At 58.8% G+C, this 20,346-nt stretch carries 18 protein-coding genes; 8 read left to right on the forward strand and 10 right to left on the reverse strand.

Annotated features, from left to right (window positions below):
* Window positions 1–27: 27 nt before the first annotated feature.
* Window positions 28–1,449 carry a cobyrinate a,c-diamide synthase gene (locus tag ACUUL3_RS10625; protein ID WP_448551177.1) on the reverse strand — a complete coding sequence of 474 codons (1,422 nt, stop codon included), beginning with the start codon at window positions 1,447–1,449 and terminating at the stop codon, window positions 28–30.
* A gap of 409 nt (window positions 1,450–1,858) precedes the next feature.
* Here ACUUL3_RS10625 and ACUUL3_RS10630 point away from each other — a divergent pair, with 409 nt between their 5' ends.
* From ACUUL3_RS10630 to ACUUL3_RS10640, 3 genes are read left to right on the forward strand one after another with little or no spacing between them, the layout of a single operon-like run.
* Window positions 1,859–2,485 carry a tetratricopeptide repeat protein gene (locus tag ACUUL3_RS10630; protein WP_448551179.1) on the forward strand — a complete coding sequence of 209 codons (627 nt, stop codon included), beginning with the start codon at window positions 1,859–1,861 and terminating at the stop codon, window positions 2,483–2,485.
* A 1-nt stretch (window position 2,486) separates the two neighbouring features.
* Window positions 2,487–3,632 carry a DVU0298 family protein gene (locus tag ACUUL3_RS10635; RefSeq protein ID WP_448551181.1) on the forward strand — a complete coding sequence of 382 codons (1,146 nt, stop codon included), beginning with the start codon at window positions 2,487–2,489 and terminating at the stop codon, window positions 3,630–3,632.
* Window positions 3,629–4,201, forward strand: a complete 573-nt coding sequence (locus tag ACUUL3_RS10640; protein ID WP_448551183.1) for a tetratricopeptide repeat protein — start codon at window positions 3,629–3,631, stop codon at window positions 4,199–4,201. The genes ACUUL3_RS10635 and ACUUL3_RS10640 overlap by 4 nt, the downstream gene beginning before the upstream one ends.
* A gap of 60 nt (window positions 4,202–4,261) precedes the next feature.
* Here ACUUL3_RS10640 and ACUUL3_RS10645 read toward each other — a convergent pair whose 3' ends face one another.
* The 4 genes from ACUUL3_RS10645 to dsrA form a co-directional block, all read right to left on the reverse strand.
* Window positions 4,262–4,816 (reverse strand): YkgJ family cysteine cluster protein, encoded by a 555-nt coding sequence (locus tag ACUUL3_RS10645; RefSeq protein ID WP_448551185.1) that lies wholly within the window; start codon window positions 4,814–4,816, stop codon window positions 4,262–4,264.
* A gap of 137 nt (window positions 4,817–4,953) precedes the next feature.
* Complete coding sequence (locus ACUUL3_RS10650; protein ID WP_448551187.1) at window positions 4,954–5,190, reverse strand: dissimilatory sulfite reductase D family protein; 237 nt, start codon at window positions 5,188–5,190, stop codon at window positions 4,954–4,956.
* A gap of 110 nt (window positions 5,191–5,300) precedes the next feature.
* The gene (dsrB, locus tag ACUUL3_RS10655) at window positions 5,301–6,431 is read right to left on the reverse strand and encodes a dissimilatory-type sulfite reductase subunit beta (protein WP_448551189.1); all 1,131 of its coding nucleotides are present in this window, start codon (window positions 6,429–6,431) and stop codon (window positions 5,301–5,303) included.
* Between the two features lie 60 nt (window positions 6,432–6,491).
* The gene (gene dsrA, locus ACUUL3_RS10660; RefSeq protein WP_448551191.1) at window positions 6,492–7,772 is read right to left on the reverse strand and encodes a dissimilatory-type sulfite reductase subunit alpha; all 1,281 of its coding nucleotides are present in this window, start codon (window positions 7,770–7,772) and stop codon (window positions 6,492–6,494) included.
* A 409-nt stretch (window positions 7,773–8,181) separates the two neighbouring features.
* On the opposite strand from dsrA, the gene ACUUL3_RS10665 reads away from it, so the two are divergent.
* Window positions 8,182–8,496, forward strand: coding sequence for a DUF134 domain-containing protein (locus ACUUL3_RS10665; RefSeq protein WP_448551193.1), 315 nt, complete (start codon window positions 8,182–8,184; stop codon window positions 8,494–8,496).
* Between the two features lie 36 nt (window positions 8,497–8,532).
* Here the strand turns inward: ACUUL3_RS10665 and ACUUL3_RS10670 are convergent, their stop codons facing one another.
* The 3 genes from ACUUL3_RS10670 to ACUUL3_RS10680 form a co-directional block, all read right to left on the reverse strand.
* Window positions 8,533–8,931 (reverse strand): NifB/NifX family molybdenum-iron cluster-binding protein, encoded by a 399-nt coding sequence (locus ACUUL3_RS10670; protein WP_448551194.1) that lies wholly within the window; start codon window positions 8,929–8,931, stop codon window positions 8,533–8,535.
* Between the two features lie 57 nt (window positions 8,932–8,988).
* The gene (locus ACUUL3_RS10675) at window positions 8,989–9,975 is read right to left on the reverse strand and encodes an arsenic resistance protein (protein WP_448551196.1); all 987 of its coding nucleotides are present in this window, start codon (window positions 9,973–9,975) and stop codon (window positions 8,989–8,991) included.
* Between the two features lie 73 nt (window positions 9,976–10,048).
* Window positions 10,049–10,459, reverse strand: coding sequence for a DUF302 domain-containing protein (locus tag ACUUL3_RS10680; RefSeq protein WP_448551198.1), 411 nt, complete (start codon window positions 10,457–10,459; stop codon window positions 10,049–10,051).
* Between the two features lie 299 nt (window positions 10,460–10,758).
* On the opposite strand from ACUUL3_RS10680, the gene ACUUL3_RS10685 reads away from it, so the two are divergent.
* Together ACUUL3_RS10685 and ACUUL3_RS10690 are read left to right on the forward strand one after the other, a co-directional pair.
* The gene (locus tag ACUUL3_RS10685) at window positions 10,759–12,483 is read left to right on the forward strand and encodes an FAD-dependent oxidoreductase (protein WP_448551200.1); all 1,725 of its coding nucleotides are present in this window, start codon (window positions 10,759–10,761) and stop codon (window positions 12,481–12,483) included.
* Entirely contained in the window at window positions 12,471–13,070 is a 600-nt protein-coding gene (locus ACUUL3_RS10690) for a phospholipase D-like domain-containing protein (protein WP_448551202.1), read from the forward strand. The genes ACUUL3_RS10685 and ACUUL3_RS10690 overlap by 13 nt, the downstream gene beginning before the upstream one ends.
* 176 nt (window positions 13,071–13,246) lie before the next feature.
* Here the strand turns inward: ACUUL3_RS10690 and ACUUL3_RS10695 are convergent, their stop codons facing one another.
* On the reverse strand, window positions 13,247–15,916 hold the full coding sequence (locus tag ACUUL3_RS10695) for a DNA topoisomerase (protein ID WP_448551204.1): 2,670 nt from the start codon (window positions 15,914–15,916) through the stop codon (window positions 13,247–13,249).
* Between the two features lie 205 nt (window positions 15,917–16,121).
* On the opposite strand from ACUUL3_RS10695, the gene ACUUL3_RS10700 reads away from it, so the two are divergent.
* On the forward strand, window positions 16,122–18,593 hold the full coding sequence (locus ACUUL3_RS10700) for a formylglycine-generating enzyme family protein (protein ID WP_448551206.1): 2,472 nt from the start codon (window positions 16,122–16,124) through the stop codon (window positions 18,591–18,593).
* A gap of 10 nt (window positions 18,594–18,603) precedes the next feature.
* On the opposite strand, the gene aroB is transcribed toward ACUUL3_RS10700, so the two are convergent.
* Window positions 18,604–19,683, reverse strand: a complete 1,080-nt coding sequence (gene aroB, locus ACUUL3_RS10705) for a 3-dehydroquinate synthase (RefSeq protein WP_448551208.1) — start codon at window positions 19,681–19,683, stop codon at window positions 18,604–18,606.
* Between the two features lie 154 nt (window positions 19,684–19,837).
* On the opposite strand from aroB, the gene ACUUL3_RS10710 reads away from it, so the two are divergent.
* A complete protein-coding gene (locus ACUUL3_RS10710) occupies window positions 19,838–20,308 on the forward strand; it encodes a winged helix-turn-helix domain-containing protein (protein ID WP_448551209.1) in 471 nt (156 codons plus the stop codon).
* Window positions 20,309–20,346: the final 38 nt, after the last annotated feature.

The following is a 20,346-nucleotide window of genomic DNA, read 5'->3' on the forward strand; positions in this document are numbered from 1 at the left end:
CATGGCCTCGCGGCAATGGCCAGACGGTCAGATCCGCGCCTGCACCTCTCGATGACGCGCCGCCTGTCTCACCAGGCCTTCGGCCCATTGCGGGGTACCTGCCGCATGCACATGCGTGTAAAGGGCAAGGACATTTTTATATACCAGCCCATCCCGCCCATTGACGAAGCCGACCCCGCGCTGCATGACGAGACTGAGGTCGGCGTCACTGCCCTGCCAGCGCAGGATTTTGCTGTAGCGGAACTCATGCCCCTTGATCTCGGTCCCCTCAGGATAATAGGGATTCCCGCCCTCAGCGCGAAGCACCGTATAGCCATGGGCCTGCGGTTTTTTCATCAGGCCGAATTCCACCGGAAAAACGCCCACCAGCGGAAAGGTCTCCCCCTCAAGCACCATGCTTTCGCCAAGATAGATGAGGCCGCCGCATTCCGCATAAATGGGCAGGCCCGCCTCGGCCGCTCTTTTCAGGGAGGCCCGAAAGGAAACATTGGCGGAAAGTTCCCGGGCGCTTGTCTCGGGAAAACCGCCACCGATGTAAAGGCCGTCCAGAGCGGGTAAATTCGGGGCGCGCAGGGCGTTGATTTCCACCAGCTCCGCGCCGAGCGCGGTCAGGGCCTCAAGATTTTCCGCATAATAAAACTGAAAGGCCGCATCCTTCAGGATGCCGATCCGCACAGGGCCTGCGCCGGAACGGACCGCCTCCGTCCGACCCGGGATTTCAGGGGGAATTTCCTGCATGATCCGCGCGATGCCGGCGAGGTCCAGATACTGCCGGGCCTTATCCGCCAGAAGAGCAACCGCCTCCTCGGCCGCCCCATGCTCCGGGCATGGGGTCACCCCGAGATGGCGCTGGGGAAAAACATCCTGCTTTGAACGCGGAATCGCGCCCAGCACCGGGATGCCCGTGTAGCGCGTAACCGCCGTCCGGACGATATCTTCATGTCGCCTGGTCCCCACCCGATTCAGGACAACCCCGCCGATCTTCACCGCCGGGTCAAGAAGTTTGCATCCCAGAACCATGGCGGCCACGGTCCGCGTTGTCTTGGTGCAGTCCACCACCAGAAGAACCGGAAGTCCCAGGCTCTTGGCAAGTTCAGCCGTGCTGTAGGTTCCCTCCGCGTCAACCCCGTCGTAGAGCCCGCGGTTGCCTTCGATGATAACCACCTCACGCCCCTGGCTATGGAGATAAAATGAGTGCAGCAGGGATTCCGGAGTCATCAGGTAAGGATCGAGGTTGTAACAGGGATATCCGGCAGCCTGGGCAAGCCAACCCGCATCGATGTAGTCGGGCCCCTTTTTAAAAGGAACAACCGTTCGGCCCTCGCGGGCAAGGGCGGCGACGAGGCCCACCGCCACCACGCTCTTGCCGGCGCCGCCGCCAAGGCCGCCGACCACCAGTCCCTTCGCCGCGCCCCCGCCGGCGGCGGGGAATGCATCCGTATCATTCATAACCATAACACTTCCCACAATATACTTCCTGCGTCCGGCGGGAGAGCCAAAACCACGCGCACGGCGTCTCAACAACAGCGCCGAAAAACAAGCACCCTGTTTCCGGCGGACAAAAACACTGTTCAGAAACCGCCTGCCGGTCGTCAACAAAAGACCACCTCCCGCCGGTGCTGTCAAGATGCTGAATGCGCGGCCCCACCGCCGGACAGCCCCTAAAGATTTTGACGAAAATTTCCCCATATGGTAATTTTCCCCACTTGCGGACCGGGCAGCCCATGCTTAATATAGCCCTTAACCAGCGACGAGGAACGCACGCCGTACCATCTCTTCTTCGAAACATCATCTGCTTTATTCCCCGAGCAACAAAGCGGATTAACGATTTCAACCCATTTCCGACGAGGTCTTTTCCATGTCTGCGCAACAACAAGAGGATCTGAGCAAGATCATTGCCGAGCTTGAGCAAAAATGCCAGGAACTGCCGGACAACGTCATGGCGCACCATCACCTGGCCCTGGTCTATCGCAAGGCCGGCCGCCGGGCGGATGCGCTGCGCAAGATCGAGCAGTGCATCGCCATCGATCCGCATTCCGTGGAGGCCCACATCAATCTGGGCGCCTTCTACTTCGAACAGGGCGACCTCGACAAGGCCCTGGACGCAAACATGACCGCCCTGCGCATCAACCCCGAACTCGCCCAGGCACACAACAACGTGGGCCTCATCTGGCAACAGAAGGGCGAAGCCGCCAAGGCCGTTGATTCCTACACCAAGGCCACCATGAACGACCCGAAAATGCACATGGCCTGGGTCAATCTTTCTTCCGCCCAGGTGATGGCCGGCGACTTCACCCTGGCGGCAAAGGCTGCCAAGGAAGCGATCAAACTCGAACCCGACCTCGGAGTGGCACACAACAATCTTGCCGTGGCCCTTTACTACGGCGAGGATTACCAGGGAGCGAAAAAGGCCCTGGACAAGGCATTGGCGCTGGGCTACAAGGCCGACCCCCGCTTCGTTGCCGCAGTGGAGCAAGAGCTGTAAGATGGTTAAGGACGCACAGATCAAGGTCCGCCCCTGGTGCCCGTTCTGCGGCCAGTATGTGGGGGTTCCCAAGGAACCGGTGCAGCGGAAGATGGATGAATTCACCATGGGCACCTGCCAGTGCGGGGCGGTATACACCTGTGACCCCACCGGCTTCAATGTGGGCGCCGCCATGGTCGAAGCCATCGTGCACGCCTGCGACGACAACTGGGATCTTGCCTGGGAATTGCTCCCGGACGAGGATTACCTCACCGGTCGCATCGACAACTACGACGAGCAGACCCATCAAGTCTACGAGACCAAAAACGTGGACGGCCGCAAGGTGTCCGGGGTGCTCTATTTTGTCCGCCTCAACCGGGACCTGGCCGCCCTTTCCCAGAAACTCGACAAACACAGGAAGGCAAAGGACGCGGCCATCATTCCGGAAGCCGCGGCAAGCGATATCCCGGAGATGGAACCGGTCCGTGATCCCAAGCGGGTGCTGAAAAAAGCCAACAAGCTCGATGTGAAAAAAATGGTCGAGGCCGGAGATATCGACTCCCTGGTCGATCTCGCCCTCGACGACCTCAAAACCCTGCGCTTCATGCAGCGCCTTCTCTATGATCCCGACGAGGCAAAACGCTGGCATTGCGCATATGTCATCGGCCAGGTCTGCAGGCGCTTGTCAACCCGCAAGCCGGGAGCGGTCAGCGACCTGCTGCACCGGCTCTACGAGGCCTGTTCCGACTCGGCCGCAACCCACTGGGGACTGCTCGAAACCATCGGCGCCATCATCGCGGCCCGGGCCGACATTTATGGCGCCTTTGCCAGGCACATGCTCATGTATCGCGGGGTTCCATCCACGCGGGTGCAGGTTCTCTGGGCACTTGGCACCATTGCCGAAAAGCGGCCCGATATCGTCCGGGCCACCCCTTTCTACAGCCTCTTTCCGTACATCGAGCACGCAGACTCCTACACCAGGGGACATGCGGTACGCCTCTTCGGGAGGATCCTCGCCACCGAGGTTGAAAGTGAAATCGAAAAACTGATCAGCGACGATGCGAAGGTCACTGTATACGAGCAAGGCAAACCCATGGCGACAACCGTGGGCCAACTTGCCCAGGAAGCATTGCAGCATTTGCGCAACAACAAGAGACAGGAACCATGAACGAGCAACAAGCAGCCACCGACGAAAAACAGGAAGAAAAGAGCCAGGCCCAAAAGGATTATGAGGCCGGCATCGATTTTTTGAAGAACAAGGACGCCTCCCAGGCCGCAAATGCCTTCCACAACGCCCTTCTCGGCTTTCAGCATGACGGAGACGACAACGGGATAGCCAATGCCTCCGATAAACTCGGCGACATCTGCGCCGAACGAGGGGAGGTGGAAAAGGCTCTCAGTCACTACGACCGCGCCTATGCCGTCTGCCAAAAGCACACCGATCGCTTCAGCCTTTTTGCCATTGAAAAGAAAAAGGCCAAGCTGATGTATGACGCCAAGAATTACGAGAAGGCCATCGAGTTGTATCTTGATGTGCTCGATGAATACGGGGCTCTCCGCAATCCGCAAGGTTCGGTGGACACCTTGGAAACTCTGGCGGAAATCTACCTCCTCTGCGGGGATCGCGCCAAGGCTGCCGACTCTTACCGGATGGCGGCTTCAATCCACAAGAACTTCCGGCATGCAAAGATTGCCGAAAAACTGCTGAAAAAGGCGGCGGAAGTGGAAAAAGGTTGAGGCAACGGGCCTTACCGCCAAAGGTGGGGCCTCCCCCGGTTCTTCCCCACTTTTTTTGTCTCAGACCAGATCCTCTATCCCCGCCTGTCCCAGAATGACGGCGGCGATGGGCCACCGCAGACGGCCTCGTTCTTCGCCGGCCAGCTGTGCCGAGAGGTCGAAAAGCACCTGCTGGAGGGCTGCAAGATTGGCGGTGGGATAGGATTTCCCGGGTTCAAAGCCGGACAGTCCGCACACATGCCCCTTGCCGCCGATGACGGTGGGAATCCCATAGGTACGGCAATTGACGGGCCTCGCCTCATAACAGAGACAGACTCCCCCCTCCCCGAGAAGCGGACAACGGATGCGTTCTTTCGCCGGATCCTTGGCCTGGTCGACAATTCCCCGCCAGAGGCCAAGAGCTGTTTCCGCTGCCGCCCGTACCTGCGCCTGCGCCGACAATGGCAGTGCCGCCAGTGCTTTTTTCAGATTGACCGCCTCAACCAGGGAAAGATCAAAAACCGCATGGCAGCAATCTTCGCATCCCCTGCCGCAGCGAACCTCGCCGGGATGCGCTTCCCGCACCCTGGAAAAAGCCTGATCAACAGCGGCAAAAAGCTCGAATAACGTTCCCATCCCATCCCCTGGCGGATTGAAAAAATGTCTTCATGCCCCGGGCCGTGCCTGAGGAGATTATCCTCCACCCGGCCCAGGGCAAAAAAAAATGCAGAGGAAACCCTCTGCATTTTCAACAAACCGAAACCGTTGCAAAATCAGCCGCGGGTTTCCTCGTTCTTGGCACGTCCTTTCGCAGCATACATGGTGGTGCTGCCGGAAGACCAAAAGTCCATCTTGCCTTCTTTCACCAGCTCGTTGGCTGCGTTTTTCACGTCACGGGGTTTTGACTCGGGATCGCAAGCATAAAAATCCTTAACATAGAGCTGGGGTTTGGGGGCTTTTATGGCTTTCTCAAGGATTGCTGCTTTGAGCTCTTCTTTGCTTAATGCCATGTCACTTACTCCTTCATAAAGGGTTTAAGCAAGCAAACTGGTTCAGAACAGAATAAGGTCAGCAGCTCAGAGGAGCTGCTGACCTTCTGATCTACATGATACTCACACCATTATCTGATATGGCTGGTGAACTTGAACTGGGTGGTAGTTCTCCAGGTATCGTAAGCCAGACGGTAGTCGTCAACGGACTTGATGGTGAAGGGAATACCGGTCTTCTCGAAGAATTTCTCCCAGCCGATCCGGGCGGCCCACTCGCCGATACGCTCATACTTGCGCGCATCCTTGGCATAGGTCTCAAGAATGTTCTTCACTGCGCTAACGGTCTCAGGCCAGCGCGGCGGAGTGTTGGGCAGGAAGGGGATAACCAGCTTGGAAAACATCGGCATCTTGCGGGAGTTGGAAACTTTACCACCAACCAGGATGGCGATGCCGTCACCATCAGGATCAGCCAGCGGCATGGCCGGACACATGGTGTAGCAGTTACCGCAGAACATGCAACGCTCAGCGGTTACCTTAACGGATTTCACATCCTCACCGGCGCTGTTCTTGACGGTCGCGGGCTTAACGGCACCCAGCGGACATGCGGAAATGGCCAGGGGCAGCTCGCAAAGGCCGGTGATGGCATCGTGGTCGATCATCGGCGGCTTGCGGTGGATGCCGAGGATAGCGATGTCGGATGCATGCACGGCGCCGCACATATTCAGGCAGCAGGCCAGCGCAACGCGGACCTGGGCAGGAAGCTTCATGCTGGTGAAGTAATCGAACAGCTCGTCCATAACGGCCTTAACAACACCGGAAGCGTCGGTGGCCGGGGTGTGGCAGTGAATCCAGCCCTGGGTGTGAACGCAGTTGCTGACAGAGGCGCCAGTACCGCCAACCGGGAACTTGTTGCCACGGCTCTTCAGGTCGTCCAGCAGTGGCTGAACCTTGGCCTTGGCGTCAACCATGAATTCGATGTTGTTACGGGTGGTCCAGCGGACATACCCTTCACAATGCTTGTCCGCGATGTCGCAAACCTCGCGGATGAATTCGATACTGATCAGACGGGCGGCACCAACGCGGACGGTGTATACCTCGTCGCCACCTTCTGCCTTGTGCATCAGAACACCGGGCTGCAGGATCTCATGATAGAGCCATTTGCCATAGTTCTTCTTGATGACGGGCGGAAAAAACTGCTCGTAATGTGGGGGACCGATGTCTGTGATTCTGTCGGCCATCGGATTCGCTGGATCGTAACCCATAATAAACCTCCTTATATCGTAACGTGTAAGTTCTAGTTAGCTGTATTTATTCCATTCACATTACTGAGCGTGACGCTTACGGAATTCCCTAACGTCGCGATCCCAGCCGCCTTCAACCTCGTCCTCGGACCAGAACACATAGGGGTTGGAGCGGGGCTCTTTCACATGCTGCGGAGCCGGGGTTACTTCCATAACCTTCAGGAAGGTCGGCAGGCCGATACGCATGATGGTTTCACCAACACGCTCACGGTTCTTGCCAACTTCCATCCACCAATCCCAGATCTTCTCAATAATCTCGACGATCTCTTCGTATTCGGAGTCTTTGTTGACTTCGACAAAGGGAATGGTCATGGTGGCGAACTGGGCGCCGTCAAGAATCGGGGCCTTGGCGCCGACACAGATGGTAGCGCCCTGCTGAACACCGGGCCGCAGAGCGCGCGGCATTACGTTGATGCAATGCATGCAGCGGGTGCACTCGGCGTTGTCGATCTTGAGGGTATCGCCTTCCATCCACATGCAGCCGGTGGGGCACAGGTCAAGAACCTCGGCTTTAATGTCGAACTTGCCCCAGTCCTTACCGGAATGCGCGCCGGCATTGGGAGCGAATTCCCCTTTGATGTAGCCCTTCACGGCAGCCTGGTCGATACGGATATCATCTTTCCAGGTGCCGATAACGGCAAAGTCGGAACGGGCGATGGCAGCAACGCAGTCGTTCGGACAGCCGGAGAATTTGAACTTGAACTTGTAGGGGAACGCCGGACGATGGATCTCGTCCTGGTAATGCATGGTCATGCTGTGGCAAAGATCCTGGGTATCATAGCAACCCCACTCGCAACGAGCGCGGCCCAGACAGCAGGAGGGGGTACGCAGGTTGGAGCCGGAACCGCCGAGATCCTGGTTCAGATTATGGGTCAGATCGTAGAACAGGGGCTCGAGGTTGTCGGTGGTGGTGCCGAGCAGTACCAGGTCGCCGGTGGAGCCGTGCATGTTGGTCATGCCGGAGCCATACTTTTCCCAGAGGTTGCAGATGTCGCGCAGTTTGGCGCTGCTGTAAAACTTACTGGAAGGCTGGTTCAGACGGACGGTGTGGAAATGGGCAACACCCGGGAACTGCTTGGGAACGTCGGAATAACGCCCAACGATACCGCCGCCGTAACCGAATACACCAACGATGCCGCCGTGTTTCCAGTGAGTGATTTTGTCCTTGAAGGACAGTTCAAGCTGACCCAGGATGTCCCAACACTGGGGTTTTGTCTCTGCCTGACGTTTCAAGTCGGAGACGAAACTCGGCCATGGGCCTTTTTCGAGCTCATCCAACAAAGGCGTAGCATGCTTGGGCATTGTCGATTCCTCCTTAACTGAAGTAATTTGAATAAGTTTTCAATAAAAACCCGCTCGCCAAGCCCTTCATCACCGTTTGCGAGAGCCGAAAGCGGCCTTCGAGGCAGGGCGATTGTATCCCACGTATAAAACCTGAATAGTTATTCAGAACACGACCATATCCAGTGGCGCAGCCTTTGTCAACAAAAAATGACAGGATTTATCCGCCTGTTTTTTTCCAGGCTCCCTGCCCTGTTCGCCTTGTTGCATGCGGATTTTCCGCCACCATCCACCGCCTCGTTCTCACGCGGTCCGGCCGCTGTTTCCTCTCATTTTCCCGCGCCACGATTCGACGGCAGGTAGCTGTTTATCTCCGCGTTTTTTTCCTGTACAGTACAGTCGTAATTATCAGAAGCGGGGGGGATTTGCATTGCCAAGACCGAAAAAAGAGCGACATTGCCAGGGGCGGGTCTGCGGCCGGGCCTTCAAACCCACCCGCACTCCGCTCGCGGAGCTGGCCCAGATTCACCTTCAGCATGACGAGCTGGAAGCCTTGCGCCTTTGCGATCAACTCGGCCTGACGCAGGCGGAAGCCGGAAAAAGCATGGGGATTTCGCGGGGCACCGTGCAGCGCATTCTTACCGCTGCCCGCCAGAAAGTGGCGAAGGCCCTGGTGGAAGGGGCCGCCCTCATCATCGAAGACAGCAGCCCCGAAACCGAAGAAGTGAGAATTGCGGGGGGGTGAAAAACGCTGTTTTGCAACCCCCCGCAATGAGATGGATCAATGCCCGTGGCAATTGCCCTGACCCTGGCAGGCCTGGGTGGGTTCCATGAGGATGAGCCTGTCGGCGAGCATGCCTGCCACCGCATCCTCGACCATGGCAAAGGCCTGCTGCGCGGCAAAATAGACATCGATGCCGACATCGGCGAATCCCCGCAGTGGGCGCGCGCCCATGCCGGCAACGACAATGGCGTCCACCCCATGCTCCCTGAGCATTCCCACCGGCGCCATGCAGCCACCTGCCCCATGCTCCACATTGGCAACGGTGTTTACCCCGGTGATCCTGCCGTTCTCAATATCGACAAGGGTGAAAAGATCACAATGGCCGAAATGCTCCGAGCGCTCACAGGCGAGGCCGCCCGGATTGTTGGAAGGAATTGCGATACGTTTTTTCCGCATGATACGTCCTCCTATAGGGTACATTCCCACAATTCTTTTCTCTGCAAACTTCGCCGTCTACTCATCGTTTGCCGGCGGCCCGAAAATCCGATCGGTGAACTTTACGTACCAGGCCGCGGACTGCACCTGGATAATATAGGAAGCCGCGATGATGAGCGCGGTTTCCGCGCCCTTGGCGCCAAAGGCATTGATGGCGATGGCCAGGGCGATGGAAAGGTTGCGCATCACCGTGCCGTAAACCAGAGCTATGGCGTCGCCCCGGACAAAAAACAGCTTGCCGACGACGGTGGAAAATCCGAAATTAAACAGATAGATGAGCAGAAGCGGCACAAAGATCGCCCCCAGAATCTCCGGCTGCGCGGCAATACCCTTTGCCTTCAGGGCAATGGCCACAAAGACGATGCCGAGCACCCCCACCGTGGAAAGAGAGGGGAAGCGGGGCGCCCAGGTTTTCTTGAATTCCTGGGGCCCGTACTTTTTCAGAAACGCCTGCCGAGTCGCGTAGCCGAGCGCCATGGGCAGAAAGACAATGAAAAGTATCTGCCTGACCACCAGGAACAGATCCACCTCCACCCTGGCCCCCATCAGCCACTGCACATAAAATGGGGTGGCCAGCGAACCGAGGGTAAGTCCGAGCACGGTCATGTTCACGGCCGAGGCCATGTTGCCTTTGGCAAAACCGGTCCAGGAGATGGTCATGCCGCTGGTGGGCAACAGGGAAGCAAGCAAAAGGCCAAGAGCCATGTACGGCTGCTCCCTGAAGAAGAGCAGGCCGAGCCCATAGGCGACAAAAGGAATGATGGCAAAGTTGATGAACTGGGCGGCAAACTGCAGCCTGACGTTTTTGATCCCGTCCCGCAGGGCCTTGATGTTCAAGGTCACCATCATGGGATAGACCATGAGGAAGGTGAGCGGGACGATCAGTCCCTTGAGGATCTTCAGAACCTCCGGGCCCGCGGCCAGACCGAAAAGGTAGCCGGCCGCCATCATGGCCGGAATGGCGACGACCAGCCGTTTATTGATCTTGATGAGAAAATTCCACATGGTCATTCCTTTCAATTATGGTTCAGCGGAAACGGGGCGGGACGCTGCCCCCCCCCCTGGCCCTGCCGCCACTTCACCTTGCCTCGTCGATCATCTCGCGGATTTTCTGAAACGATTCCGAAAGCGAACCGGGAAACACCTGATCATCCACCACAGCCCTGATGTCGGTTCCGTTATAGCTCAGGAAGCGCAGCTGGGTTTTGCCGGCCTTACTGAAGGCCATGACGAACTTGGGCATGAGAACGGAACGCTCCGGGTTGGCGGCCAGACTTTGCGAGGCCTTTTCCGGCTTGCAGATCTGGATCATGTGCAGATCAAAGCCCTCCCCAGCCTCCGCGCCGTGCGCCCTGAAGGTCTTGCCCATATCCATGGTCTCGCTGTTATTGATGATGAAGCCGTACCTGCCGAGCACCTTGTCGAAATCGCTGGCAAATTGCGCTGGGGTCTTGTCGGTTTCGGCGGTGTACAGATCGTCGCGGTTCATGGGATCCTCCTTTTCGGTCAAAGTGGTATCGGGAATAAAAAAATCCACGCCCGGTTATGTGCATATGCTCACAATATTCCCCTGCCCCTCGGCTGTCAAGCAAGAACTTAAGCAAACAATAAAACATTTAACAATCTGCAGGGAACGTTTGACAGAAGCACCTTTTCGCGATAGGTTACGCGAACTTATGGTGAGCCTCCCCCGGAAGCCACAGGTCGGCCTCGCAACCAAAATCGGCTACACCTTGAGTTTATGAGAAACCGCTCAGTTATTAACCTGTACAAATAAGGATGACTGCCATGGGAAAAAAAATCGTGATCATCGGCGGGGTCGCAGCCGGCCCCAAATCCGCCTGTCGCATCAAACGCCTCATGCCCGATGCGGAAGTAACCATCATCGACCAGGACAGCCTGATCTCCTACGGAGGCTGCGGCATTCCCTATTATGTCTCCGGAGATGTCTCCGACGAAAAGGAACTGAGAAACACCAGTTTCCACATGACCCGGGATGAAACCTTTTTCCTGAACGCCAAGGGCGTTGTCGCCCGGACCAACACCAGGGCGCTTGCCATCGACCGCAAGGAAAAGGTCGTGCATGTCGAAGAGGTGCATACCGGCCGGAAAGATAAAGTTCCCTATGACAATCTGGTCATCGCCACCGGCACGAAGTCCAACGTGCTGCCCATCCCCGGCGCCGACCTTGACGGAGTCTTCACCATCAGCGACCTGCACAAGGCCATTGCCATCAAAGAGCGGATCGCCAAAGGCGAAGTGAGCAATGCCGTGGTCATCGGCGGCGGCGCCATCGGCATCGAAATGGCCGAGGCCTTCTCCGATCTCTGGGGGATCAAAACCACCATTCTCGAATTCATGCCCCAGGTGATGCCCCGCCTGGTGGACTGGGACTTTGCCAGGATGCTGGAAACCCACCTTCGCGAAAGCGGGGTCGAGGTCTTCACCGGCGAGGCAGCCTCAGCCATTGAAGGTGAAAACGGCAAGGTCGCCAGGGTGGTCACTCCGAAGCGGACCCTGGCGGCCGATATCGTGGTGATGGCCGTGGGCGTCCGAGCCAGGAGCGAACTGGCCAAGGAGGCGGGACTGCTCGTCTCGGCCATGGGCAACATCGTGGTCAACGACCGGCTGCAGACCTCGGACCCAGCCATCTATGCCGCCGGCGACTGCATCGAGGTGAAAAACATCCTCACCGGCAAGGGCGGCATCGCGCCCATGGGCTCGCTGGCCAACCGGGAAGGTAGAATCGTCGGCGACAACATCGCGGGTATTCCCACCAAATACAAGGGCTGGATCGGCAGCTTCACCATGAAGGCCTTCGAGCGCTGCATCGCCGCCACCGGCCTCTCCCTGGACGCCGCCCTGGCCGAAGGCTTTGCCGCGGCCGCCGTCACCACGGCCCAGTCGGACCGGGCCCACTTCTTCCCCACTCAGGCGGTCATTCCCCTGCGTCTGGTCTTTGACCTGAAGAGCAGAAAGGTTCTCGGCTGCCAGGGCTTCGGACCGATGAGCGACGCGGTGCTGGCCCGGATCGACGCCGCGGCCGCCATGATCTCCCAAGGCGCAACCATCGACGATGTCAGCCAGCTGGAAATGGCCTATGCCCCGCCCTTCGCCACCGCCCTCGATGCCCTGAACGCCACGGCCAATGTCGCCGACAACCTGGCCGCCGGCAGGCTCCGCTCTGTGAGCACCAGGGACTTCCTGGCCTGGATGGAGGACTTTGGCGGCCATCCGGAGTGGGTGGCCCTGGACATCCGCCATCCCAACGAGGCCAAGGCCTTTGTCGAAAAATACGGACCGGAGAAATGGATTTCGCTCCCCTACATCGAGATCAGAAACCGCCACCAGGAACTGCCCATGGATAAAACCATGCTGATCATCTGCGACGCGGGCACCCGCTCCTCGGAAACCCAGATTGCCCTGGACCATTTCGGCCTTAACAATAATCTGGTGCTGGGCGGCGGCTTCAACCTCATCCGCAGGATGGGGGTATCCTGGTGGCCAAACTGATTCTTCCCGCATCCGCCCAGCAGAGAAAGGCCGCGATCCTTGCGGTCTTTCTCTGCCTGCTGCTCATCCCGCCCCGGCTTGCCGGGGCGGCCGGCGGCAGAAACACCCCGTTGCCAGCGCCACCTCCCGGCGGAATCACCATCCTGGCCGACAAAGACTATTTTGCAGCAGTGGAGTCTCTGCTCAACAACGCCAGGGAGCGCATCGACCTGGCCATGTTCCTCTTCAAGAAGAGCGACGCGAAAGACAACCGGCCCGGCCGCCTGGTAGATGCTCTCATTGCCGCCGCAAACAGGGGAGTCCAGGTCCGGGTTATTCTGGAATACTCAGGACATGAGGAAAGCATCAACAAGGCCAACCAACAGGTGGCCGAGGCTCTGAAAAGGGGCAAGGTGACCGTCCTTTTCGACTCGGCGCGCCGCACCAGCCACGCAAAACTCATCGTCGTGGACAATCGCTACTGCATCGTGGGCAGCCACAACCTCAGCCAATCGGCTCTCAAATACAACCACGAGCTCTCGCTTCTCATCGACAGCCGGGAACTGGCGGCAAAAATTCTCGCCTACATGGAGACCTTGAGCAGATAAGGCCGGCCGCCCTGCCCTACGGCCCGTACGGGCTTCACCGCGGGCCGGCCCCCGGTTGCCTGCCTCTTTTCCCGGCTTTTTGGACGACGGCGGCAAAAAGTTCGTCGCCGAACAGAGCGCCCCATCTCCTGCTCGCTGCTTTTTCGGATCCTCGCCGGCTGCCGGAAGACGCGGTTTCACTTTTTCTTTCTGACGATCCGCACCTTCCTGGTTGCTCCTCCGGCAACGCCACCAACCCGCCGGACCAGCACCTTTTTGCGCGGAGACTGTGCCGGAGCGGCCGCGACTTCCGCCGTTCCGCCCGCCAGGGGTTGCATGTAATTGCAGCCGGCCCGCGGACAGCGCAGAATCGCCTTGCCGCTCAAGGCCATTTTTTCAACGAGGAAGGGGGAATCGCAGGCCGGACAGGGAATGCTGTGCGGCCTGGCCCAGGCCATGAACTCACAATCCTGTTCCGGGCAGACATAAAAGAGCTTGCCCGTCGGCGTATGCTTGGTCACCACATTGCCGGTCCCGCACAGGGGGCAGAGCATCTCCGCCCCCCCCTCCTTGCCGTACGATTCGGAATGGCGGCATTCGGGATGGCCCGAGCAGTACCAGAACCTGCCGAAACGGTCTTCCTTCAGCAGCAGCGGCCGGCCGCAGTCCGGACAGGGCTTGCCCGGCACTCCGGCGGGCGGAATTTCCCGTACCTGGCCAGGTTCCTCCCTTGCCTCCTCGACCGCGGCAACCTCGGCAATGCTTGTCGGGGCCTCGGCGAAAATTGCCTCCACGGCGGCATTCTCCGATTGAGGGATCTGGGCCTCCCCAAACTCCGGGGCCTCCACCGCCAAAGTCCGCTCTTCGCCTTCCCGGCCAGAAACAGAAACCTCCTCGGAACCGGCGACAGGAGGCGCCGGTTCCGCCTCGCTCCCCGCGGACGCCTCTTCGGCGGAGGGCAAGGCCGCCGCCCCTTCGGAGATCGCCACCACCATTTCTTCCTGCCTCACCGCCTCCCCGGGAACGACTGCGGCGGGTGCCGGCGCCTCCTCCGGTCGGGCGCCGGCAGATATGGGAGACGGCGGCTCCACAGGAGCGGCCTTGTCTGGCGCGCCCTCCTCCTGCGTCCTGATGATGCTGCGGGAACTGATTCCCCGTTTCTGGGTGGTCACCGGCACCGCAAGCTTCACCAGAACCTCGCCCCGCATGAGCAGGGTTTGCTCAAACTGCTGCAGGGCCATGGCCAGAGGCTTCCGGCCGGTGGCCGCCTCGTCGATGGTCTGGCCCAGGTAGGCTGAGAAATGAATCCCCTTCATGCTCGGAAAAGCCTTGTGCATCACGGTGATAAGCTTGGCGGCATTTTCGGCGCAACGGAAGGAGCCGTCCGGCATCATCCGAAGATAGCCGCAATCCAGCATCTGCTGAAGCATGGCCACGGTTATCCCGTCCAGAGCCAGGGAAAATTCGGCAAGCTCGCCGGCCAGCGTCTCAAAGGTAAAATACTCCGGGGGCAGGCCGATATTTTTTTCCGGGATGATCTGCAGGCATTGCAGCTCCGCGCCCTTTGCCACTTCGGCCAGGGGGCAGGGCGTCAACAGCTCCCGCTCGTTGCTGCCTTGATAGAGCGCCAGAAACCCTTTATCGGTCAGCCGCTTGCCGCTGCCGGAAAAAAGGCAATCCTCTCCCGCCTCCACCGAAAACTGGACCACCTCGCCCCTTGCCTCGGACATCTGGCTCGCCAGGGATCTGGACCAGACAAGCCGGTACACGCGCTCTTCCGCCTCCCCCAGCTTGCCGGTGAGTTCATCAGGACCGAGTTCCGGCAGGGTGGGGAGAATCATGCCGGCAAACTCATCATACCGCTGCTCAGGCCCCAGGCTGCCCGCCCCCAGTCGCTGGCCGATCTGCTCGCGGATCTTCGGGAAAAGACCGGCGACAGCTTCGTGGTTCACGGGCAAAAAGGCGGTGATGAGGCCATGCCCGCGGCCCCCGATGACAACCCCGTGGCAGAGGTTACGAATGGCCACCATGGCGGCGAGAGGCTTCAAGCCCCCCTGCACCACGCAGTCGTGGAGCAGATCCTCAAGGCGATACGGCGCCGGCGGTGGGACGGCAAACGGCGTAGCCACGCTTTCGCCAAGCCGAAAAGTTTCGTTATTGAAGAGGGAGATGGCTGCCTGCACCTCCTTTTCGTTATGCAGAAAGCTGTCGTCGGTGATCCCATACGCCTCTTCCAGCCCGAGAATACTCTCTCCCCTGCCGGTGGAGACCTTCACCTTGAGTCGCCATTTGGAGACAGGGGTATACATGCGGATCTCCGTCTCCCTTTCCGCCAGAAGAAAAAGGGTGGTCAGGCTCAGGTAATTGAGGGCGAGCCCGCTGGGGCCGGAGCGGGAACCGAGCAGCCGCTGCAGATGCTTGCCGAGATAGGAGTCGAACAGCATCCGGATATAGGTGGCGGCGCCCCTCTGGTCGCGCATCGGCTCCACCCGACGGAAGGAATCGCGAAGGGTTTCGCCGGCCAAACCCGCAATCCCCAGTCGGTTCAACTGCTCTCCCCCCCCGCCCACCGTTGCCCAATACCCATTGATGAGCCAGGCCCAGAATTCTCCACGCCAATCCGTATCCAGTCCGAGATAAATCTCCCGGCCCTGACAGGAGATGAGCCGATCCCAAAAGGACTTCTCCTTCGGTTCCAGGGCAAAGGCAAAACGCGGCACCTGACGGCGCAGTTTCTCCGCGGCTGGCAGAGGAGAAACCCTTGCCGGAGGCGACTGGATCAGAATGGCTTCCACCTCCTCCCCAAGCTGGTCTTCCAGGGTTTTTGCCTTCGCCGCCGTCTCCACGATGACCACGGATTTTGCCATCTGCTCCTCCACTTTGCGGCACGGCTTTATCCTGCCCTGCCAAACCGATCGTTTGCCAAATGAAATTAATGTTTACGCCAACTGGAAGATCCGATACGCAACCCGGATATCAATGCCGCAGCCTGATAAATTCCTGCGAACCGCCTTGCCATGAGGTAGTATATAATTCATAACGATTTTATACAATTAATACGGACCTGAACCCATGCCTTCCCTCTTCACCCTGCAGGGCATTGATGAAACGCTGACCAATCTTGAGCTGAAGCCGGGAACCCTCAAAGCGGAGCTGGCGAAACTCATCCGCTCCTATCTCACGGACGAGCAGAAGCTGCAGACCATCAGCAGCATTCCCACCGATGAACTGATCCAGCGCCTGTATGGGACTTCCTCCGAGGAAGAACTCAAGGCAAAAAGAAAAAACTTCAGCAGCCTCAAATCCGGTCTCAACAAGTCTCTCAAGGATCTGGACAAAGCCGGCAAAAACCCTGCCGGCATCATCCTGGGCCGGGACAATGTCTTTATCGTTTCCGAAGAGCGCAAGGACGATCTCCTCAAACAGTTAGGGCTTTCCGCCGACTCGCCGCATCTTCTGCACGACATGTTCGATGCTTTCAAAAAGCTCCTCGCCGACACCGTAACACAGGAAAACAGAGAAGAGGCCCGGAACCTGTTGGACGAACTCGAGGGCATCCGCAAATCTCTCCTGCAGATGACAGACATGGAACCCCCCGCCCCAACTTCGGAAACCGGCCTGGCAACGGAATCAGGGAAACCGACAGGGGGCGAAAGCGGGGAAGCGGTCGAGGAAATCGAGCTTGCCGAAGGGGAAAAATTCGAGATTTTCGCGACAGATGAAGCTGCGGCCGAAATCGAGGAGATCGAGCTTGCCGAGGGCGAGGAGCTGGAGATCCTCGAAGGGGAGACGATTGCGGAAGCACTGTCCACGGAACAAGCCGAGGAACCGGGCCAAGATGCCGCCCCAGGGGCCGAGGAGATCGAGCTTGCCGAGGGTGAGGAGCTGGAGATCCTCGAAGGGGAGACGATTGCGGAAGCACTGTCCACGGAACAAGCCGAGGAACCGGGCCAAGATGCCGCCCCAGGGGCCGAGGAGATCGAGCTTGCCGAGGGCGAGGAGCTGGAGATCCTCGAAGGGGAGACGATTGCGGAAGCACTGCCCACGGAACAAGCCGAGGAACCGGGCCAAGATGCCGCCCCAGGGGCCGAGGAGATCGAGCTTGCCGAGGGTGAGGAGCTGGAGATCCTCGAAGGGGAGACGATTGCGGAAGCACTGTCCACGGAACAAGCCGAGGAACCGGGCCAAGATGCCGCCCCAGGGGCCGAGGAGATCGAGCTTGCCGAGGGCGAGGAGCTGGAGATCCTCGAAGGGGAGACGATTGCGGAAGCACTGCCCACGGAACAAGCCGAGGAACCGGGCCAAGATGCCGCCCCAGGGGCCGAGGAGATCGAGCTTGCCGAGGGTGAGGAGCTGGAGATCCTCGAAGGGGAGACGATTGCGGAAGCACTGTCCACGGAACAAGCCGAGGAACCGGGCCAAGATGCCGCCCCAGGGGCCGAGGAGATCGAGCTTGCCGAGGGCGAGGAGCTGGAGATCCTCGAAGGGGAGACGATTGCGGAAGCACTGCCCACGGAACAAGCCGAGGAACCGGGCCAAGATGCCGCCCCAGGGGCCGAGGAGATCGAGCTTGCCGAGGGCGAGGAAATCCAGGTGATTGAGGGGACAGAGGAGACCGGCCCACCGGAGGAAGCACCAGGCACGCCGCGCCCGCTTGAGGTGCTCTCCAAGTACCTCGAGGCCAACGAGGCGCTCAATGAGGAGCGGGAGCTGCTCCGTGAAACCCAGGAGGAATTCATCAACCAGATCCTGGATCGCTTCATGCCCAAGTTCATCAAGATCCCGTCCGGAAGCTACATTGTGGGCAGTCCCTTGCCGAGGTCATTGGAGCAGGCCCAAAAGAAAGTGACCATTCCGGATTTCTACCTCGGCCAGACGCCGGTGACCAATGACCTTTTCGATCTTTTTGTCCGGGAAACAGGCTATATCACCGATGCGGAAGAGGCCGGCTACGGCATCGTTTACGAAGGCCGCTTTACAAAGAGGATTGACCAGGAAACCGGGCGGGAAACCCTGACCCTCACCAGCGGCACCATTGCCCGCCACGTGAGCGGGGCAAACTGGCGCCATCCCGCCGGACCAGGCAGCAGCCTGGAAGGAAAGCACAACCACCCGGTGGTCCAGGTGAGTCATAATGATGCCATGGCCTTTGCGGCCTGGGCAGGCAAGCGCCTTCCCACAGAGGAGGAATGGGAAGCGGCGGCCCGGGGAGCAGACGGCCAGCTTTTCCCGTGGGGCAAGGAGTGGCAGGAGGGACTCGGCAACTTCGAAGGCGCCTGCCTGGGGGCAACCACGGCAGTGGAGCATTTCGGCAAAAAGGCCATGAGCCCCTTCGGCATCATCGACCTTCTCGGCAATGTCGCCGAGTGGACCGCAACCTCCTATCAGGCTGGAACTGCAGGCAGCCCAGGCAAGAGCAGGGATCTCGTCTATATATTAAAAGGAGGATCCTGGATCAGCTCGGGGATCGTGACCGCGGCGCATCGCCAGATCGAAAGCAACAGATACTGGGCAAATACCGTCGGCTTCCGCTGCGCGGTATAAACTTGAAGATCTAGCGCTTTGCCAACACCTTATCGATCAATTCCTCTGCCACATCGTCGGTGATGATGACCTTGCCGATTTCGGTGGGCAGAACGAAGAACGGCCTGCCTCCCACGGTTTTTTTGTCGGTCTTGAGGAAGGATTTGACCTGGACCGGGGAAAACTCCGGTGGAATCGTGACCGGCAGGCCGTAATCGCCGATCAGCCTGCGCACCGCCGCGGCCTTGTCTTTAGAAAAAATTCCTTTGAGGGCTGCCAGTTCGCAAACCGCGACCATGCCCATGCCCACTGCCAGGCCATGGGCCAGTGCATAGTGGGATGCCGCTTCCACGGCATGCCCCAGGGTGTGACCGAAATTGAGGATACGCCGCAGGTCTGCCTCACGTTCGTCTGCGGCAACCACCTTGGCCTTGATCGTGCAGCACCGGGCGATGACCTCCTCAAGAACCGGCAGCTTCCGGGCGAGGATGGCGGTACGGTTTTCGGAAAGAAAACGGAAGAATTCGGCATCCTGGATCACGCTGTACTTGATCACCTCAGCCAGACCGTTCAGCAGCTCGGCCTGGGGCAGGGAGTGCAGCACGCTGCTGTCGATATAGACACAGCAAGGCTGGTAGAAGGCTCCAACCAGATTCTTGCCCTCGGGAATATCGACTCCGGTTTTGCCGCCCACCGAGCTGTCCACCTGGGCCAGCAGGGTCGTGGGAATCTGAACAAAAGGGATGCCGCGCATGTAGATGGCGGCAAGGAATCCGGTAATGTCGCCGGTCACCCCGCCGCCCAAGGCGATCAGCGCGTCCTTTCTGTCCACGCCCAGGCGAGCAAGGTTGCTCGCCAGCGCGGCAACCGTGGCCAGATGTTTGCTCTCCTCCCCCCTGGGGAAGGTGATCAGGTCAGCCCGCAGCCCGGCTCCGGCAAGGGAGTCCATGAGCCGCGGAGCCAGAATTTCGGCCACATGGGAATCGGCCACGACCACATACCGCTTGGCAATGGCCCGCGTCTTGAGGTCCTGGCCGATTGCGGCCAGGAGTCCTTTTTCGATCAGGATGTCATAGGCGCGATCATCAAGCCCTACCCGTATCTTCTTCATAAAACCCCCGCACGTATCGATGAACAGATAACAACCGATCAAACCTATAAAGAAATGGATAAGATTGCAACCTTCTTGACAAGGACGTCGAGATCGCTAGACTGAAATTATCCTTATTCACCCGGTCAGTCATGAACGAAATGGAGGAGAGCAAATGGCGGCAAAGAAGGAACAATCACCACTCACCAAAACCTCGCAGAAAGTGGGAAAAGCCCTGGCCCGCTCCAGCCACACGGTGGAAAAAACCGGAGAAAAGCTGAAAAAAGCGGCGAAAAAACTGGTAAAAGAGGCAACGCACAAGGTCGAGGAAACGGTCGAGCAAACCGTGAGCAAGGTAAAAAAGGAAGTGGACAGCCTGACCAAAAAGAAGGCCGGCGGCGCGGCGGCAAAGAACTCTTCTCCCAAACCGGCAAGGGAGATAAGCGTGGAAAGCAGCATCGGCTTTCTGGCCGGCGACATCTTTCAGTATCTTTCCAGCAACGGCACCACCTCGGTGGAGAAAATCATCAAGACAATGAAGGCGCGCAAGAACAACGAATCGCTCATCAACGCCGCCCTGGGCTGGCTGGCAAGAGAAGCCAAGATCAGCTTTTCAAAGGACGGTAAGGAGATCTCGGTTCTTTAACAACCGAACCTCCCGCAATTCTCTCGCAATAAAAAAAA

It is taken from the genome of Thiovibrio sp. JS02, assembly GCF_053485635.1.

Excerpts from the sequence above, each read along its gene's own strand:
- ACUUL3_RS10695 (WP_448551204.1), bottom strand. The coding sequence starts at position 15,916 with ATGGCAAAATCCGTGGTCATCGTGGAGACGGCGGCGAAGGCAAAAACC.
- dsrA (WP_448551191.1), bottom strand. The coding sequence starts at position 7,772 with ATGCCCAAGCATGCTACGCCTTTGTTGGATGAGCTCGAAAAAGGCCCA.
- ACUUL3_RS10635 (WP_448551181.1), top strand. The coding sequence starts at position 2,487 with ATGGTTAAGGACGCACAGATCAAGGTCCGCCCCTGGTGCCCGTTCTGC.
- ACUUL3_RS10625 (WP_448551177.1), bottom strand. The coding sequence starts at position 1,449 with ATGAATGATACGGATGCATTCCCCGCCGCCGGCGGGGGCGCGGCGAAG.
- ACUUL3_RS10640 (WP_448551183.1), top strand. The coding sequence starts at position 3,629 with ATGAACGAGCAACAAGCAGCCACCGACGAAAAACAGGAAGAAAAGAGC.
- ACUUL3_RS10670 (WP_448551194.1), bottom strand. The coding sequence starts at position 8,931 with ATGCGGAAAAAACGTATCGCAATTCCTTCCAACAATCCGGGCGGCCTC.
- dsrB (WP_448551189.1), bottom strand. The coding sequence starts at position 6,431 with ATGGGTTACGATCCAGCGAATCCGATGGCCGACAGAATCACAGACATC.
- ACUUL3_RS10685 (WP_448551200.1), top strand. The coding sequence starts at position 10,759 with ATGGGAAAAAAAATCGTGATCATCGGCGGGGTCGCAGCCGGCCCCAAA.
- ACUUL3_RS10700 (WP_448551206.1), top strand. The coding sequence starts at position 16,122 with ATGCCTTCCCTCTTCACCCTGCAGGGCATTGATGAAACGCTGACCAAT.
- ACUUL3_RS10630 (WP_448551179.1), top strand. The coding sequence starts at position 1,859 with ATGTCTGCGCAACAACAAGAGGATCTGAGCAAGATCATTGCCGAGCTT.
- ACUUL3_RS10675 (WP_448551196.1), bottom strand. The coding sequence starts at position 9,975 with ATGTGGAATTTTCTCATCAAGATCAATAAACGGCTGGTCGTCGCCATT.
- ACUUL3_RS10680 (WP_448551198.1), bottom strand. The coding sequence starts at position 10,459 with ATGAACCGCGACGATCTGTACACCGCCGAAACCGACAAGACCCCAGCG.
- ACUUL3_RS10710 (WP_448551209.1), top strand. The coding sequence starts at position 19,838 with ATGGCGGCAAAGAAGGAACAATCACCACTCACCAAAACCTCGCAGAAA.
- ACUUL3_RS10650 (WP_448551187.1), bottom strand. The coding sequence starts at position 5,190 with ATGGCATTAAGCAAAGAAGAGCTCAAAGCAGCAATCCTTGAGAAAGCC.
- aroB (WP_448551208.1), bottom strand. The coding sequence starts at position 19,683 with ATGAAGAAGATACGGGTAGGGCTTGATGATCGCGCCTATGACATCCTG.
- ACUUL3_RS10645 (WP_448551185.1), bottom strand. The coding sequence starts at position 4,816 with ATGGGAACGTTATTCGAGCTTTTTGCCGCTGTTGATCAGGCTTTTTCC.